Genomic DNA, 17148 nt, shown 5'->3' with positions numbered 1-17148 from the left:
TTTATCATTCATACATACTTCCCGAATATGGCCGCATATTCTCGCTTTCCGGTATTCAACCGTATTTCATTTTCCTACTGTCTCCTATCTATAAATCAACGTCGACAGATATTCTTCCGCAAACATCTCATTCGCCACTTCCAACAGATCGTCTGCCGTCAGTGCTTCGATCCGCTTACAGACCACTGCCAGATTCTCAAACTTATTATAATGCAGAAAGGTTTTAGCCATACTCAGTGCATTGTTCTCAAAATTATCCGAAGCAACACAAATCTGACCGATCAACTGCTTCTTGGCTGCCGCCAATTGCGAAGAGGTCATTTTCATGTCACGCATCCGTTTCAATTCCTTATAGGTCAGCCTCAGGCAGGTATCCACGTCTTCCGGATCTGTCCCGAAGTAGATGCAGAAAGCACCCGTATCCGTATAAGAGGTAAGATTAGACTCTACATTATACACCAATCCGCGACGCTCGCGCAAAGCAACATTCAAGCGGCTATTCATACCCGGACCTCCCAAAATATTATTCAGCAGATAAAGGGCTGTACGTTTGTCGTCATAAGCATTGTAAGCACGGGCTCCCAGCATCACATGTGCCTGATGGGTGTCTTTGGGGATAACCAGATATTCAGGCACATACAGAGGAGGCGGAGTACGTACCCCCTTTACCTCACCAGCCGGTATATCCGCCATCCATTTTTCGAGCATATCGACCAGCTTTCTGAAATCGACCTTTCCCTGAACAAAGAAAACCATGTTGGAGGGCTGATACAACCGCCTTGTAAAATCCAAAGCATCGGATGTACGAAACCGCCTCAACAACTCCGGCCGCCCTAAAATGTTGCGCCCCAACGGATGTCCACGAAAGATCATATCTTCAAAATCATCGAAAATAAGTTCCGAAGGATTATCTTCATAAGACTGTATTTCGTCAATGATCACTTCGGTTTCCCTTTCTATCTCCCTTTGAGGAAAAGTAGAACGAAATACAATATCTACCAGTAATTCCACTGCCCGGGACAGATCATCGGTCAGAAAAGCAGAGTAGACTACCATTTCCTCTTTATTCGTGTAAGCGTTCAAGTCTCCTCCCACCGCTTCCATCCTATTCAATATATGCCAGGCTTTCCGTTTCTGTGTTCCTTTAAAGATAAGGTGTTCTACAAAATGTGCCATTCCCTGCTCATTCTCAGCTTCATCCCGGGTTCCGGCATTAACAGCAAAACCACAATAAGTCACGTCAGAAGCAACAGGTTTACAAATAACTCTCAACCCATTCGACAGAGTTTTCTCCACCTGTTCCGTTAGTAAATTCTTCATTCTCAAGACTAAGTTTTATTGATGCCACAAAAATACAATAAAACTTATTGTCGTTTATAGAAAATTGCAGATATTTGTAGACTATAACAGCGACAACGTGTATGGAAAAGATAGGAATATTCTGTTCTGCATCGGGAAACATTGACAAAATGTATTTCGATATGGCCGGCCGGATAGGCAAATGGATGGGAGAAACAGGAAAAACTCTTGTATATGGCGGTGCCAGTCTCGGACTTATGGAATGTGTAGCGCAAGCAGTAAAAACAAACGGCGGCCACATTATCGGCGTAGTCCCTGCCAAACTCGAAGAGAACGGAAAAGTGAGCGCATTGCCCGACCGTATCATCAACACCCGCAATCTTAGCGACCGTAAGGACATGATCGTAGAAGAATCGGATGTACTCGTTGCCCTCCCCGGAGGTGTAGGTACCCTCGATGAAATATTTCATGTGATGGCAGCCGCATCGATCGGTTATCACCACAAGAAAGTGATCTTTTATAATGAGGACGGCTTTTATGACACCCTATTGAAAGCACTCAAGGAGATCGAAGAAAAAGGATTTGCCCGTCAGCCGTTCTCGACTTACTACGATGTAGCCAACACGCTGGAAGAGTTAAAACAAATAATAACAACCATATGATAGAATCCATCAAAGACCTTTTGCAAAAGGAAGCACAAGCCGTGCTGAACATCCCCATAACAGATGCGTATGAAAAGGCGGTAAACCTGATTATCGAACAAATACACATCAAAAAAGGCAAGTTAGTGACCAGTGGTATGGGAAAGGCCGGACAAATAGCCATGAACATCGCAACGACCTTTTGCTCTACGGGCATCCCCTCCGTTTTTCTGCATCCGAGCGAAGCGCAACACGGAGATTTGGGCATCTTGCAAGAAAATGACCTGTTATTACTCATCTCCAACTCCGGCAAAACACGCGAGATTGTGGAACTGACCCAACTGGCTCATAATTTGAACCCGAATTTGAAGTTCATCGTTATCACAGGAAATCCGGACAGCCCCTTGGCTGATGAATCGGACGTTTGTCTCAGTACCGGTAAGCCGGCAGAGGTATGTACATTAGGAATGACTCCTACCACATCGACTACCGTTATGACCGTCATCGGCGACATTCTGGTGGTACAGACCATGCAAAAGACCCAATTCACCATTGAAGAATATTCCAAACGCCATCACGGCGGCTATCTTGGAGAAAAATCAAGAGAACTATGCGTAAAGTAATCGGTATCGGTGAAACGATCCTCGACATTATTTTCGAAGGAAACCAGCCTTCGGCCGCCGTACCGGGCGGTTCTGTATTCAATGGTATCGTCTCGTTGGGACGGGCAGGAGTAAATGTCTCTTTTATCAGCGAAACAGGAAACGACCGCGTAGGAAACATCATCCTGCAATTCATGCGTGAAAACAACATACCGACAGACCACGTCAATGTATTCCCGGATGGAAAATCACCCGTATCACTCGCATTCCTGAATGAGCACAGTGATGCGGAATACATTTTTTATAAAGACTACCCCAAACAAAGGCTCGACGTCCTGTTTCCGGAAATCCATGAAGACGATATAGTAATAGTCGGTTCGTATTACGCCCTTAACCCTGTGCTTCGCGACAAGATACTGGAATTGCTGGAAACGGCAAAAGAGAAGAAAGCGATCATCTATTACGATCCCAATTTCCGGAGTTCACATAAGGACGAAGCTATCAAGCTGACATCAACCATCATCGAGAATCTGGAATATGCCGACATTGTACGCGGATCGGCAGAAGATTTCTTCTATATGTACGGCCTGAATGACGCAGACAAGATATATAAAGATAAGATCCAGTTCTATTGCCCGAACTTCATTTGCACCGCAGGAGCCGAACAGATCTCATTACGTACCAGAAATTGCAGAAAAGAATATCCGATAGAACCGTTAAAGGCCGTCAGCACAATCGGTGCAGGGGACAACTTCAATGCAGGACTTATTTATGGGATGTTGAAATACGACGTGCGTTATCGTGATCTCGACAATCTGGACGAAAACACCTGGGATAAAATCATCCGGCACGGTAAAGACTTTGCAGCAGAAGTGTGTAAGAGCTTTAACAATTCAATTTCAAAAGAATTTGCAAAGAGCCTGTAATACCAACATATCGCCACGGAATAATGTGAGAATCCCGTTTTCCCTCCCGGTCATGCATCATTCTGTGGCAATATATCCACGTTAAAAACCCTATACTTTGGCTAATAATCGCAAAGGAATTATATTGTGCGCCAGTAATTCCTATCTTTGCATATAGAGTTATTAGACAAATTATACTATGTATAAGAACCTGTTAAGCTGGCTGACCGTCCTCGTGCTGTTTCCATCCTGCTCCAAAACTCCGCCGAATATCTCGGTTGTCTGTGAGGAGAACAACGTAGGAAACTGCATCATCAAATGGGAAACCGCCCCTCTCATACACGGGCAGGTGAAAGTTTATGCATCCGCCAATCCGGAGTTAATCCCGGAAACAATGCCGATTGCGGCCGCTCCCATTTCTGAAGGGAAAATGGTCATTGTCACAGACGACCCCTCCCGACGCTACTATTATACAATGGTATTCAATAATAAATACCGCGTGAAGGTGGCTACCCGTAACATCAATATCCCCGGAATACAAAATTTCCGCGACTTAGGAGGATACAGATCCTCCACTACAGGGAAAAATGTCCGTTGGGGAATGCTCTACCGTTCTGCACAAATCGACAGTTTAGGTTGTGCCGCACGCCGGGAGTTGAGAAATATGGGCATAAGGACCATCATCGACCTCCGTACTCCCGAAGAGCTGAATAACTATCCGCAGATCCAGAAAGGTTTCAATGTGGTGCATATTCCTATCGCTACGGGAAATATGGAGAAAGTGTTGCAGGGAATACAGGAAGGGAAAATAAAAGGCGACACAATCAACCGGATCGTGGAACGCATGAACCGCGAATTGGTAATAAACTATCGCGATGAATACAAAAAATTATTTGAACTTCTGCTCGATCGCAGTAATTATCCGGCCATCATCCACTGTTCTTCCGGCAAAGGACGTACGGGCATTGCTTCTGCACTCGTGCTCGCCACATTGGGTGTAAACGAAGATATCATCATGCAGGATTACCGCCTGAGCAATGATTATTTCAACATTCCCAAAGCGTCTAAGTATGCCTACAAGCTTCCGGTGAATTCGCAAGAAGCCATTACCACCGTCTATACAGCCAAAGAGGATTTTCTGAATGCAGCGAAAGAAGAGATCGAACGGACCTATTCCGATATCCCCACTTATCTGCGGAAAGGACTTGGGCTAACTGCGGAAAATATAGAGAAACTACAAAACATTATGCTCGAATAATTTGTAATTTATAATTCATAATTCATAATTAATCTCTATCTTTGCCACCGAATATAAAGATATACAGAGATTTAATGAAGACATTTGAAGAGCTTGGCGTTTCTCCTGAGATACGTAGAGCAGTCGAAGAAATGGGATATGAGAATCCCATGCCGGTACAAGAGGAAGTGATTCCGTACCTTTTAGGAGAAAATAATGATGTAGTAGCTCTTGCCCAAACGGGAACAGGGAAGACAGCCGCATTTGGTTTGCCGCTGATACAACAGATTAACGTAAAAAACCGTGTTCCCCAATCACTTATCCTTTGCCCTACACGGGAGCTTTGCCTGCAAATAGCGGGTGATTTGAACGATTATTCCAAATACATTGACGGACTGAAAGTACTGCCCGTATATGGCGGATCGTCGATAGACAGCCAGATACGTAGTTTGAAACGCGGTGTACATATCATAGTAGCCACTCCGGGACGTTTGCTGGACTTGATGGAACGTAAAACCGTTTCACTGTCTACCATCAGCAACGTCGTAATGGACGAAGCGGACGAAATGTTGAATATGGGATTCACAGACAGTATCAATGCTATTCTGGCAGATGTTCCCCAAGAACGCAATACGCTCCTTTTCTCAGCGACCATGAGTCCGGAGATTGCCCGTATTTCCAAAAAATACCTCCGCGACGCCAAAGAAATCACTATCGGCCGCAAAAATGAAAGCACCAACAGTGTAAAGCATATTGCATATATGGTGCAAGCGAAAGACAAATATGCCGTACTGAAACGCGTGGCAGACTATTGCCCGCAGATATACGGCATCGTTTTCTGCCGTACCCGTAAAGAGACACAGGAAATTGCCGACAAACTGATGCAGGAAGGTTACAATGCCGACTCACTGCATGGCGAACTCTCACAGGCGCAGCGTGACGCCGTTATGCAGAAGTTCCGCCAACGGAATATCCAAATCCTTGTAGCTACAGACGTAGCCGCACGCGGATTGGACGTAAACGACCTTACACATGTGATCAATTACGGCCTGCCAGACGATACGGAAAGTTATACCCACCGTAGCGGACGTACCGGACGTGCCGGGAAAACCGGAATTTCCATTGCCATCGTCAATATGCGCGAGAAGGGCAAAATGCGCGAAATAGAGCGTATCATCGGCAAAAAGTTCATCATGGAGCAGGTACCCACAGGGAAGCAAATCTGTGAGAAACAACTCATCAAGGTAATTGATGATATCGAAAAAGTAAAGGTCAATGAAGAGGAGATTGCCGACTTTATGCCCGATATTTATCGTAAACTGGAATGGTTGAGCAAAGAAGACGTTATCAAACGTATGGTATCGATGGAGTTCAACCGTTTCTTAGAGTACTATCGTGACCGTGAAGAAATACAAACAGCTACCGACAGCCGTGGTGAACGTGGAAGCCGTGAAGATCGCGGAGGTCGTGAAGGTGGCAGCCGCAAGGCAGCACCGGGATTCACCCGCCTGTTCATCAACTTGGGTAAGATGGATAATTTTTTTCCCAGTGAACTGATCAGCCTGCTGAACAGTAACACCCGTGGACGTATTGAGTTGGGGCGTATCGATCTGATGAAAAACTTCTCTTTCTTTGAAGTAGAAGAAAAAGAGACTCAGAATGTAATAAAAGCCTTAAATCGCGCAAACTGGAACGGTCGCAGGGTTTCGGTCGAAATTGCCGGAGAAGAGGGCGGAGAAGGCCGTAGAAACAGCGACAGAAGCAATGATAAAAGTGGCGTCAAAGGTAGAAACGGCAGAAGTAAAGATACTCAAAAAGATAATTCCACATCGGCATCAGCTAAACCGCGCAAAGAAAAAGCAAGCAAAACGCCTGCTTCCACCGACAGCAAGAAGCAAAAGCCAAGCCGTGAAGAACGCGGTTATAAAAATGCACGTGGAAAGAAAGACGATTGGAAGCAATTCTTCAAAGATGAAGAACCGGATTTCAGTGAAGAAGGCTGGGCACGCAGAAAACCAAAGAAAAAATAAGAATATCCTTTTCAGCAAAGGAAGTGAGACTGTTTCCAATCAGGGATTCAGTCTCTTTTTTTTCGGAACAGCACTCTATTTAAGTTCAACCCGGCAATAAGAACCATACGGCATAACTTCTCCTCTTCCGGGAAGGAACATCCATAAAGAACGGCGGCCGATAGGATAAAAGTTATGTAGGACTCAAGTTATTTTATTACCTTTGCGGCGTTTTTCAAAACAATGAACCCTATTCCTTAAAGTATGAATAAATTAAACGGTTTTCTCTACGGACTGCTGTCTTCGGCATCTTTCGGCCTCATTCCGCTATTCACCATTCCGGTGATGCGGCAAGGGATGCAGTTCGAATCAATTTTATTATACCGGTTTGCTTTTGCCACACTGGCACTGGGGCTTATCTTGTTACTCGACGGACAATCTTTCCGTATCAACCGCCGGGATATCCCTTCACTCGTATTGTTGGCATTTCTTTATCTGATGTCCGCCGTATTCCTATTCTGGGGATATAAATTCATGGCGAGCGGCATCGCTACCACCCTTCACTTCATGTATCCGGTACTGACCACTTTGATAATGATGCTATTCTTCCGTGAAAAGAAATCCATCTGGCGTTTTCTGGCAATTATTCTCGCTGTAAGCGGAGTGTTTTTCCTGTCTCAAGGTGACGATTCGGGCAATATCACGATCACCGGCATTCTTATTGTCCTTCTTTCAGCTTTGGGATATGCACTTTATCTGGTAACCGTAAGTCAATTAAAAGTCGGCCAAATGAAAGGATTACGACTCACATTTTATGTATTTCTATTCGGAACTTTATTGCTTCTTGCAGGAATCAATGCCACAGGAGATATCCAACCTATCGGTAATTGGCACATAGCCGGGAATCTGATGATGCTCGCCATCATTCCAACCGTCATCTCCAATCTGGCACTGGTGAGAGCCGTGAAATGCATCGGTTCTACCCTTACTTCGGTTTTAGGAGCTATGGAACCGGTCACCGCCGTATGTGTCGGCATCTTTATGTTCGGAGAACCTTTCACAAGCAGCATCGGCTTGGGAATCGCCTTAATCATTACTGCAGTAACGGTAATAATACTAAAACGGTAAAGTCACCCGGCATTTACAAGATATTGACCGGCCATCCAGAGAGGAAGAATGTGCCAAAGCTCAACTTTAAAGAAAATGAATTTTTAATCTGAAACTTGATACCCTTCATCAATTGTTCATTTTAGCCTTGCCCCCCTCTTCTATTTGGAACCATTGATTTTCAGTTCCTTGATCAAATTGGCCGCCCCGCCATATTTCTCTATAATAAAAAGCATATAGCGCACATCCACACCAATGCAACGTTGCAAATCCGGTTCAAAAACAATATCACTGCTCATCGCTTCCCAATTTCCATCGAAAGCAAGCCCCAACAACTCACCTTTTGCATTGAACATCGCACTACCGGAGTTTCCGCCCGTAATATCGTTATTAGAGATAAAACATACCTTCATTTCTCCCTTTTCATCCGCATAACGTCCAAAATCTCCGGCACTGAACAGTTCCAATAAACGCGGGCTGACCTCAAAATCCGGATCTCCCTGATGATCACGCATCTTTTCGAATATTCCCATCGGAGTAGTATAATAATTATAAACCGCCCCATTGAACGGAGAATAGCTGCAAACTGTTCCAAAGCTAAGCCGCATAGTCGAATTGGCATCCGGATAAAAATTACGATCGGCATACATCCGGCGAACAGCCGCATTGAATAACCGCTCATCTCTCTCTATCTTTTCCGAAGCCTCCACTACCGCATGATTCATATCATAATAAGCCACAATAAGGTCGATACCTAACGAGATTGCAGGATCGTCGATGATATTGAACGTTGTATCACGTTCCAGAAAGCGTTTCAGGCCTCTTGGAGAAGTTATTTCCGAGCGGGCATACAAAGTGTCGATATAAGCCTGCTCATTGCCATTATAAAGTGTATCGATAGTCTGATACATCGGTGGCAGATACTTGGCAGGCACCTCTTCGCGATATTCTCTCAAAAGTGCTGTAAACACCTCCTTATCAATGTCAATATCCAGATTGGCATACTTTTCCAATAAACTTTTCAACCGTGCAACCACCTGCTTCTCCTCTGCTTCAAAATCAAAATTAAGAATTTCGAGCGACAACTGTACCAACTCCGGCCCGTTAATGAACGATTCACCGAAATAAGCCAGCGCCCGATTCACTTCCCGCCGACTCTTATAGTTCAATTCGAGCGAAGAGAGCAGATGCATCAGCTTTTCACGCTCAGCAGGAGTATTCTGAATCCATTGCCTCAATGTAGCTTCCAACTCCCGCTTCTTCTCAAGTACTTTCAGCTTACGGATCGCCTTGTTCGTTCCTATGCTGTTTTTCCAATAATTAGAACTTTCATCATACTTAGAAGCATACTTAATGCGGATATCGTCTCTACGATCCATCTCGCGCTTCCAGATAGCCTGTTTCACACCACGCACATCTATCATCGCCTGGTTCATGCCGTTCATCATCTCTTCAATGCCAAAAGAAGATAGAAAACGTTCCGTACTGCCCGGATAACCCAAAGTCATACAGAAAGAACCTTCCTTGTACCCATCCAATGAGACAGGAACTACATACGACGGGTGATAAGGCACATTATCGGGTGAATAATCGGCCGGTTCGTTCTTCTTATCGGCATAAATACGAAAAACCGAGAAATCACCGGTATGGCGCGGCCACATCCAATTATCCGTATCCCAACCAAATTTTCCAATAGAAGACGGAGGAGCAAATACCAGTCGCACATCGTTGAAATCGCGATAAACCGACAACCAAAATTCATTTCCGCCATAATAAGCATCAACTACCCCCACAAGTGTAGAGTCTTTGAGGCTCACCTCATCGGCTATCAAACGTGTAATGGAATCGACGGCCGCTATACGTTCCGGCTCGGTCATGGAGTCACGGGTTACCTTGAGCACGCGTTTCGTCACATCTTCCGTACGCAGTAAAAAACGGACATACAGTTCCGGATTAGGCAGTTCTTCTTCAAAAGTGCGGGCTACAAACCCCTCTTTCAAATAATCGTGTTCAACCGTAGAATGTTGTTGTACGCTACTGAAACCGCAGTGATGATTGGTAAAGACCAATCCGTCTTCCGAAACGACAACACCGGAACAAAATCCCCCGAAACTGACTACAGCATCTTTCAAAGAGGCTTTTTTAGGATTATAAAGTTTCTTAGCGGGCATCTGCAAACCAAGCTCTTTCATCGATTTCTGCGTTTGTTTATTCAAATTCCCTAACAGCCACATCCCTTCATCGGCATGGGCGGCCGATGAAAGGAAAAGAGCAATCATTGCAAATAGTTTAAGTTTCATTCAATTGGGGGATTAAGTGGACATTTTTTATAATTCAAATCAAAGAAGCATCATTCGGTTATCAGACGTAACTTCTTCGCTCCTACACGGGCTTGCAGCCATTCGGAGATTTTCTTCTTCTCACTTTCGCTCGGATGGCGGCCAAACTTCAACACAGCAAGTGCAACCGTATCCGTTTTCAACGAATCTACCGTAGTCTCCAAAGTATGAGAAATAGAGACCGCCGTCACCGAAGGATATAATACTTTCAATTCGGGTATGATGGTACGGCTCATTTCATCATAAGATTTATATTTCTCCAAGTTCTTCTCCAAAGCAGCGATCTTCTTTTGCTGTTCTTGCAAGCGCTGTTCACTGTTTTTGTAGAAGTCTTCCATCACCATAGCCCGTATAGACGAAATGTCCATCGCATCATTATTCATTCCCTGTAATACGATGAGCTTAGTCTCTTCCAACTTGTATCGCTCCATCTTACTACGCGCCAGCTCTATCGAGGCCTCAGGAACTTCCGGCCCGATAAGGACGACACGTATTTCGCGATGTTCATAACTCACCTTCTTGTCGAGTACCTGCGTATTCTCAAAGTTCAGTTCCGTATTGATGAAATGATTGGCAGCCGTTTCATAGAAAGTGCTCTTAATAATGCCAAAAGTCAGATAAACAGCCGGGCACATGGTAATAATGACAATAAGGATAATGTATTTGCGAACCGTTTTTTCCCGATTCTTATCTACAAATTCTTTTCGCTGAAAATGCATTACCCGCACACCGAGAAAGGTAGCCAGACTGATAAAGACAGAATTTATGAAATAGAGATAAAAAGCACCGAGAAAGTAAATCAGATTGCCGGATGCCAATCCGTATCCTGCCGTACAAAGTGGCGGCATCAATGCAGTGGCGATGGCAACACCCGGTATCACATTTCCTTTCTCCTTGGTAGAGAGAGCCACAACACCGGCCAATCCACCGAAGAGAGCTATAAAAACATCATAAATGGTAGGAGATGTACGCGCCAAGAGTTCCGATTGCGCCTCAGCAATAGGGGTAAAAAGAAAATAAACAGTAGCGGTGGTTACGCTGAATGCAGTCGTAATAAGAAAACTCTTCAAAGAGCGTTTCATCAGTTCAAAATCATTCATTCCAACGGAAAGCCCCACTCCCATAATAGGCCCCATCAACGGAGAGATCAACATCGCACCGATTATTACGGCAGTAGAGTTCACATTCAATCCCAATGATGCCATAAAAATGGCAAATATCAGAATCCACAGATTGGCCCCTTTGAATTCGACTCCCTTGCGGATGGAATCGATGGTTTCCAACTCATTATCTTTGTCCTTTCGTAAGTCAAGATACTCGCGGAGAAAGCTCTTTATGGCAAAAATGTTCCGATTGTCTGTTTTCATATTTTACCTCCTTAAAAAACGATTAATAACAGGGATTTGCTTCAATGGTAAGTCATGTTTAATAATATATGCTATAAATACAGCCAATAACACTGTACGGAAAAGCAAACGGAGTACTGTATTCTCCAAAGGCATCCATTCTCCCACAGCGTAGATGACCAATGCTAAAAGTACGTATCCACCGATACTTTTCAAATCATAATTTATCGGATATTTCTTTTGCCCGACAAAGTAAGACAGCAGCATGGCAACTGCGTATCCGGTGAAACCGGCCCAGGCACAAGCCACATAACCATAAACGGGAATAAGGAAAACGTTCATCAGAATAACAATCGTACAGGCCGTTATAGAAAAATAAGCACCCCACTTTGTTTCATCTGTCAGTTTATACCAGAAGGAAAGATTGAAATATACCCCCATAAACATTTCGGCAGCCATAACGATAGGAACTACCTTCAATCCTTCCCAATAGTCACGCCCGATGACATAACGAAGGATATCGAGATAAAACATCACTGCAAGAAATGCCAATAACGTGAAGATGATAAAGAACTTCATAGCCTGTGCATACATCTGCCGGTTGTCTTTCTCTCTGCTTTTGCCAAACACAAACGGTTCATAAGCAAAGCGGAATGCCTGTGTAAACATAGCCATGATCATGGCTATTTTACTTGTTGCACCATATATTCCCAACTGTACGGCCGCCTCTGCTTCATCGGGATAGACAAACGGGAAAATGATTTTATCGACAACCTGATTCAGTATACCTGCAATACCCAATATCAGAATGGGAAAGGAATAACGAAACATCCGCTTCACTAAATCACGGTCGAGCGTATAGCGGAAACCACGCAACTCAGATATCAGGCAGACCATCACCAACGATGTACAAATCAGATTGATCAGAAAAGCCGCACCGACATCGGTTCCTTTCATAAATACGAAATAAACAATATTCAATGCAATGCTGGCGAAGATAAACAGCATCTTCAAAGCGGCAAACTTAATAGGACGGTTCTTATAACGCAGGTAAGCAAAAGGAATGGCCTGAATGGCATCCATAGCTATTACTATCAGCATCATCCCCAAATACCAAGGATGCTCTTCATACCCCATCACACCGGCTATCGGCTTCAAAAACAACAGACAGACTGCCAGGAATGAAAGAGAAATCGATCCGACGGTAAGCAAAGTAGTAGAATAAACCCTTATAGGGTCATCGTCACCCTTATTGGCAAAACGGAAAAAACCGGTTTCCATACCACACGTAAGCAGAACAAGCAGTAACGCCGTAATTGCATACATATTCGTAATCACACCGTATCCTCCCGTAGAAGCAGGCATGGAAATAGTATAAATAGGCACCAGCAGATAATTGAGGAAACGCCCTACGATACTACTGACACCATAGATAGCGGTGTCTTTTGCCAATGATTTTAATCCGGCCATGTATTTTATTTACAATTAGACGATTTACTATCAGACGATTCAGAAATAATTTACGGTACAATTTCAATCGTAAGTCGTAAATCGTCTGATCGTAAATCAAAACAATGTTTGTTGACTATTATAAATACTCCGTCCCAAATGTTTATAAGCAAGCTCAGTTACTTCACGCCCGCGGGGAGTCCGTTTCAAGAACCCTTCTTTGATGAGAAACGGTTCATATACCTCTTCAATGGTTCCGGCATCTTCACCTAACGCGGTAGCAATGGTTGTCAATCCCACGGGGCCGCCTTTAAACTTATCGATAATGGTGCAGAGTATCTTGTTATCTATCTCATCCAAACCATATTTGTCAATATTCAATGCTTCGAGAGCAAAAGTAGCGATCTCCGTATCGATGGAACCGGAGCCTTTCACCTGTGCGAAGTCACGGACACGACGAAGCAGCGCATTGGCAATACGAGGCGTACCGCGACTGCGTGAAGCTATCTCGCCTGCTGCGGGTATCGAGCAAGGCACATCCAAAATAGCAGCCGAACGCCGGATAATATTACTTAACACGTCATCATCGTAATATTCAAGATGCAGGTTGATGCCGAAACGTGCACGCAACGGTGCTGTCAGTAAGCCGCTACGGGTAGTTGCACCTACCAAAGTAAACGGATTCAAATCAATCTGAATACTTCGTGCAGACGGCCCCTTATCTATCATTATATCGATACGATAATCCTCCATGGCAGAATACAAGTATTCTTCCACCACAGGAGACAAACGATGGATTTCATCGATAAACAGAACATCGTTGGGTTCAAGACTGGTGAGCACACCGGCAAGATCACCGGGTTTGTCGAGCACCGGACCGGAGGTGACTTTAAAGCCTACCCCAAGTTCATTGGCAATAATATTTGAAAGTGTAGTTTTTCCCAATCCGGGAGGACCGTGCAACAGCACATGATCAAGTGCCTCTCCACGGAGACGGGCTGCCTTTACAAAAATACGGAGATTCTCCACGACTTTATCCTGTCCGCTAAAATCCTCGAAACTAAGCGGACGGAGCGCATTTTCAAAATCCCGTTCTTTACTGGTCAGTTGTTGATTACGTATATTGAAATCTTCTTCCATAAAATTACATTCCCGTTCTTCTATATATAGAGGGCAAAGATAACATAATTCAAAGAAAGATGATGCCGGGGGGATAAGATAATTATTACCCCGGCGTAGAATTAAACCGGAAAAAGATTATTCCACAATCCACTTCTCTATATTTCGTGTCTCCGAACTAAAATTCACACCAATCCTGAGAAGTTCACGAGGATCGGATTCAAAAGGACGGGTATATTGCCGCTCATTGATTTGCTGCAATGCGGCCTCTGCCGTGCCATCTAATTTGAACTCCATAACATAAATAAATTTGTCCGTCTGTAAAACAAGATCAATACGTCCCTGTCCCGTATGGTACTCTACATGAACATAAAAGCCGATAAGTTTAAAGACGATAAAAAGGACATTTTGATAATGTAGCTCCAAATCACGGATCAATTCATAAGGAGTATCTGCAAAGAAACTTTGAAGACGACGGAAAAATGCGTTATAATCACCGGAACGTATCTCACTCACAAACTTCTGAATTTCAAAAGGGGACTGCACCACATTGGAATTAGCATAAAAAGGTAATAAAAACCGAACAAAACCTTCTTCTACCTCCCGATTAGGAAACCCTAAACGATAGATAGCAAATTCAGGATCGTATCCCTTAATTGTCAGATAACCACTTTGATAAATAACCGGGATAGGATCGGTAGACGAAGAATCGATACTGTTCAGCACATCGGCACTGGTCTCTTCGTGTGTCATACGTTCTAAATTGTAATGGTGCTTCTTCAACAACTCAACCAAATAAGTAGGTGTCCCTGTCTCAAACCAATAACTACCGAATTTATTCCGTTTGAAAGCATTCAAGAGACTAAAAGGATTATAAATACCGATGGAATCTTCCACAAAATGATAGCCGTCATAGCACTCACGCAACTCTGAACAAAACTTTTCATAATCCATCTGCTGAGCAGCTGCAAATTCATGCATTTCCGGAGTGAGATAATCATACAACTCCTGTTCGCTAATACCGCAAAGACCTACGTACTCATCCCACATCGAGATATCATCCAGATTGTTCAAGTCACTGAAAACGCTCACCTTGCCAAACTTCGTAACCCCCGTCAGCATACCGAACCGGATGCAGCCATCCATCGTTTTCAAAACGCCATAAAAAGGTTTTAATGTATCGCGGAAATGGGCTTGCAAGGCCTCGTTATTGATAGCCTGAAGCATTGGTTTGTCATATTCATCGACCAGAATAACGACTCGCTCACCTGTCTGTTCATAAGCCCGCTTTATAATACCGGCAAAGCGCAACGCCAAAGTCGTTTCAGCCGCCCCTGTACCATAAATGGCTTCCCAATCCGTCAAAGCCTTGTTCAATATACGGTCAAGACTATCCGGCGTATCATACTTTCCGATATTAAGGTCCATATGAAGAATCGGATGCCGCCTCCACTCCGTTTCAAGTTTCTCCATCGCCAGCCCCTCAAAAAGTTCTTTTTTCCCCTGAAAATACGCTTCAAGCGTAGAAATGAGCAGACTCTTCCCAAAACGGCGGGGGCGGCTAAGAAAATAGTAGCTACCTGTCTTGACCATTTTATAGATGAGTGCGGTCTTATCAATATAAAAATAACCTCCCAAACGAAGTTTCTCAAAATTCTGTATACCGATGGGATAAATCTTGTTACTCATAATCTTTTGGAGTTTAAAAAGTTCCTGTAGACAAAGATAGCACAATAATCACCTAAGAAGCAATATAAATACTTAATTTTTATTCTATCCGCTTAATTATGACAATGCATAGTTCATACAACAAATACATTGGAACCGTCACCAATATCAAAGTAAACAAATCCGGCGGAGTAATAATGGCAGCCGTTACCATAACACCGATAAAGGCATGTCTTCTGTATCGAACCATAAAAGTAGAAGTAATCAATTCGAGCTTAGCCAATATAAATGCCACTACAGGTAATTGAAAAACCAGTCCCATAACAAATGTCAGAGTTGAAAAAGTTGAGATATAAGATGCCAAGGTTATCGTACTTCGAATGGACGGATCCACTTGATAAGTTCCTAAAAATCGGAATGAAACAGGAAATACAATGTAATAATTCATCAATACTCCCAATGAAAAAAGGACATACATGGATACAACTATCATCAAAGAGTACTTTTTCTCGTTTTCATATAAAGCCGGACTTATAAAACGAAACAACTCGTATAATATATAGGGTGAAGCCCCCAACAAAGCCAAATACACCGATGATGAAATATGCATCATAAACTGCGATGCCAATTCTGTACTTATCAGATCGATCTGATAAGGTTCAAACCGAAAATCAAATCCGCACCAACGGACAAATTCTTCAATACATCTATAAGTAGCAAAATTCCATTCACGCGGAGCTAATAAAAGTTGAAAAGTCCACTCTTTAAAAGAAAAAATCAATATCGTGAACACGACTATAACCAAGACAATACGGAAGAGCATCTTTCTCAACATCTCCAGATGCCCCCCGAATGTCAAAAGCTGAATATCATCCGATTTATTCTTCATCTATCCTTTTCAACTCGTCTGTAACTTCCGTTTTTTCCAACAACGATTCATCTTCCGGCTCACTTTTTTCGTGCATGCCTTCCTTGAAATTTTTCACTCCCTGTCCTAAGCTACGCATCAGCTCCGGAATCTTCTTTCCACCAAATAAAAGCAGTACAGCACCCCCAATCACAATTAATTCAGTAGTGCCAATCATTAAAGGTTGTATCATCATTCGTATATTAAATAAATTTCATTTGTATCAAAATCAATCTCCCAATTACCATTTTCGGTACTTTCCCATTGATATTGACTTGACATACGATCCCACCAATTCTGAAATTTCATACCGGTTTCACCTATATCTTTTACTAACTTTTCATACAGCACTTCATTATCTACAGTAAGTATTCCGGCCAATTCGTTCAATCCGTTACGCCGCTCAAAAAGTGTTTGAATTTCACACTTTTCTTCATTTGTAACAGTTCCTACCAGTTTTTTCATAATACTCATTTTTTTTATTTACTCATACAACAACTTTCCCGAGGAAAGCATACTC

Annotated in this window: 15 protein-coding genes; 6 read left to right on the top strand and 9 right to left on the bottom strand. The window is 43.3% G+C overall.

Translation table 11 applies throughout. The annotated features are described in order from the left end of the window. Positions 1-84: 84 nt before the first annotated feature. Positions 85-1320 (bottom strand): M16 family metallopeptidase, encoded by a 1236-nt coding sequence (locus tag QVP90_RS08065; RefSeq protein WP_021936126.1) that lies wholly within the window; start codon positions 1318-1320, stop codon positions 85-87. Between the two features lie 101 nt (positions 1321-1421). Here QVP90_RS08065 and QVP90_RS08060 point away from each other — a divergent pair, with 101 nt between their 5' ends. From QVP90_RS08060 to QVP90_RS08035, 6 genes are all read left to right on the top strand, one after another. Then, positions 1422-1961, top strand: coding sequence for a TIGR00730 family Rossman fold protein (locus tag QVP90_RS08060; protein WP_007479440.1), 540 nt, complete (start codon positions 1422-1424; stop codon positions 1959-1961). Next, positions 1958-2563 carry an SIS domain-containing protein gene (locus QVP90_RS08055; protein ID WP_005927732.1) on the top strand — a complete coding sequence of 202 codons (606 nt, stop codon included), beginning with the start codon at positions 1958-1960 and terminating at the stop codon, positions 2561-2563. Before QVP90_RS08060 ends, QVP90_RS08055 begins: the two co-directional genes overlap by 4 nt. Continuing rightward, complete coding sequence (locus QVP90_RS08050; RefSeq protein WP_021936125.1) at positions 2551-3468, top strand: carbohydrate kinase family protein; 918 nt, start codon at positions 2551-2553, stop codon at positions 3466-3468. The genes QVP90_RS08055 and QVP90_RS08050 overlap by 13 nt, the downstream gene beginning before the upstream one ends. 178 nt (positions 3469-3646) lie before the next feature. Beyond that, positions 3647-4705, top strand: coding sequence for a tyrosine-protein phosphatase (locus tag QVP90_RS08045; protein WP_007479444.1), 1059 nt, complete (start codon positions 3647-3649; stop codon positions 4703-4705). Positions 4706-4779: 74 nt separating this feature from the next. Continuing rightward, positions 4780-6714, top strand: a complete 1935-nt coding sequence (locus tag QVP90_RS08040) for a DEAD/DEAH box helicase (RefSeq protein WP_005927740.1) — start codon at positions 4780-4782, stop codon at positions 6712-6714. Positions 6715-6957: 243 nt separating this feature from the next. Continuing rightward, positions 6958-7821, top strand: a complete 864-nt coding sequence (locus QVP90_RS08035; RefSeq protein ID WP_005927743.1) for a DMT family transporter — start codon at positions 6958-6960, stop codon at positions 7819-7821. Positions 7822-7961: 140 nt separating this feature from the next. Here QVP90_RS08035 and QVP90_RS08030 read toward each other — a convergent pair whose 3' ends face one another. From QVP90_RS08030 to QVP90_RS07995, 8 genes are all read right to left on the bottom strand, one after another. Continuing rightward, the gene (locus QVP90_RS08030; protein ID WP_021936123.1) at positions 7962-10100 is read right to left on the bottom strand and encodes a S46 family peptidase; all 2139 of its coding nucleotides are present in this window, start codon (positions 10098-10100) and stop codon (positions 7962-7964) included. A gap of 50 nt (positions 10101-10150) precedes the next feature. Then, complete coding sequence (locus QVP90_RS08025; protein ID WP_005927749.1) at positions 10151-11506, bottom strand: TIGR00341 family protein; 1356 nt, start codon at positions 11504-11506, stop codon at positions 10151-10153. A 3-nt stretch (positions 11507-11509) separates the two neighbouring features. Further along, complete coding sequence (locus QVP90_RS08020; protein WP_021936122.1) at positions 11510-12955, bottom strand: polysaccharide biosynthesis C-terminal domain-containing protein; 1446 nt, start codon at positions 12953-12955, stop codon at positions 11510-11512. A 96-nt stretch (positions 12956-13051) separates the two neighbouring features. Continuing rightward, entirely contained in the window at positions 13052-14074 is a 1023-nt protein-coding gene (ruvB, locus tag QVP90_RS08015; RefSeq protein ID WP_007479449.1) for a Holliday junction branch migration DNA helicase RuvB, read from the bottom strand. Positions 14075-14191: 117 nt separating this feature from the next. Further along, the gene (locus tag QVP90_RS08010) at positions 14192-15742 is read right to left on the bottom strand and encodes an ATP-binding protein (protein WP_021936121.1); all 1551 of its coding nucleotides are present in this window, start codon (positions 15740-15742) and stop codon (positions 14192-14194) included. A 79-nt stretch (positions 15743-15821) separates the two neighbouring features. Continuing rightward, positions 15822-16610 carry a twin-arginine translocase subunit TatC gene (tatC, locus tag QVP90_RS08005; protein ID WP_005927761.1) on the bottom strand — a complete coding sequence of 263 codons (789 nt, stop codon included), beginning with the start codon at positions 16608-16610 and terminating at the stop codon, positions 15822-15824. Beyond that, positions 16600-16821, bottom strand: a complete 222-nt coding sequence (locus tag QVP90_RS08000; protein WP_005927765.1) for a Sec-independent protein translocase subunit TatA/TatB — start codon at positions 16819-16821, stop codon at positions 16600-16602. Before QVP90_RS08000 ends, tatC begins: the two co-directional genes overlap by 11 nt. Then, the gene (locus QVP90_RS07995) at positions 16821-17093 is read right to left on the bottom strand and encodes a CXXX repeat peptide modification system protein (protein ID WP_005927768.1); all 273 of its coding nucleotides are present in this window, start codon (positions 17091-17093) and stop codon (positions 16821-16823) included. Before QVP90_RS07995 ends, QVP90_RS08000 begins: the two co-directional genes overlap by 1 nt. Between the last annotated feature and the right edge of the window lie 55 nt (positions 17094-17148).

The sequence above is a fragment of the Bacteroides sp. CAG:189 genome (assembly GCF_000432295.1).
Lineage (GTDB): Bacteria > Bacteroidota > Bacteroidia > Bacteroidales > Bacteroidaceae > Bacteroides > Bacteroides salyersiae.
Note: the sequence above shows the minus strand (reverse complement) of the source record. Positions and strands in the feature narration are given on the sequence as shown.

Excerpts from the sequence above, each read along its gene's own strand:
- QVP90_RS08065 (WP_021936126.1), bottom strand. The coding sequence starts at position 1,320 with ATGAAGAATTTACTAACGGAACAGGTGGAGAAAACTCTGTCGAATGGG.
- QVP90_RS08060 (WP_007479440.1), top strand. The coding sequence starts at position 1,422 with ATGGAAAAGATAGGAATATTCTGTTCTGCATCGGGAAACATTGACAAA.
- QVP90_RS08055 (WP_005927732.1), top strand. The coding sequence starts at position 1,958 with ATGATAGAATCCATCAAAGACCTTTTGCAAAAGGAAGCACAAGCCGTG.
- QVP90_RS08050 (WP_021936125.1), top strand. The coding sequence starts at position 2,551 with ATGCGTAAAGTAATCGGTATCGGTGAAACGATCCTCGACATTATTTTC.
- QVP90_RS08045 (WP_007479444.1), top strand. The coding sequence starts at position 3,647 with ATGTATAAGAACCTGTTAAGCTGGCTGACCGTCCTCGTGCTGTTTCCA.
- QVP90_RS08040 (WP_005927740.1), top strand. The coding sequence starts at position 4,780 with ATGAAGACATTTGAAGAGCTTGGCGTTTCTCCTGAGATACGTAGAGCA.
- QVP90_RS08035 (WP_005927743.1), top strand. The coding sequence starts at position 6,958 with ATGAATAAATTAAACGGTTTTCTCTACGGACTGCTGTCTTCGGCATCT.
- QVP90_RS08030 (WP_021936123.1), bottom strand. The coding sequence starts at position 10,100 with ATGAAACTTAAACTATTTGCAATGATTGCTCTTTTCCTTTCATCGGCC.
- QVP90_RS08025 (WP_005927749.1), bottom strand. The coding sequence starts at position 11,506 with ATGAAAACAGACAATCGGAACATTTTTGCCATAAAGAGCTTTCTCCGC.
- QVP90_RS08020 (WP_021936122.1), bottom strand. The coding sequence starts at position 12,955 with ATGGCCGGATTAAAATCATTGGCAAAAGACACCGCTATCTATGGTGTC.
- ruvB (WP_007479449.1), bottom strand. The coding sequence starts at position 14,074 with ATGGAAGAAGATTTCAATATACGTAATCAACAACTGACCAGTAAAGAA.
- QVP90_RS08010 (WP_021936121.1), bottom strand. The coding sequence starts at position 15,742 with ATGAGTAACAAGATTTATCCCATCGGTATACAGAATTTTGAGAAACTT.
- tatC (WP_005927761.1), bottom strand. The coding sequence starts at position 16,610 with ATGAAGAATAAATCGGATGATATTCAGCTTTTGACATTCGGGGGGCAT.
- QVP90_RS08000 (WP_005927765.1), bottom strand. The coding sequence starts at position 16,821 with ATGATACAACCTTTAATGATTGGCACTACTGAATTAATTGTGATTGGG.
- QVP90_RS07995 (WP_005927768.1), bottom strand. The coding sequence starts at position 17,093 with ATGAAAAAACTGGTAGGAACTGTTACAAATGAAGAAAAGTGTGAAATT.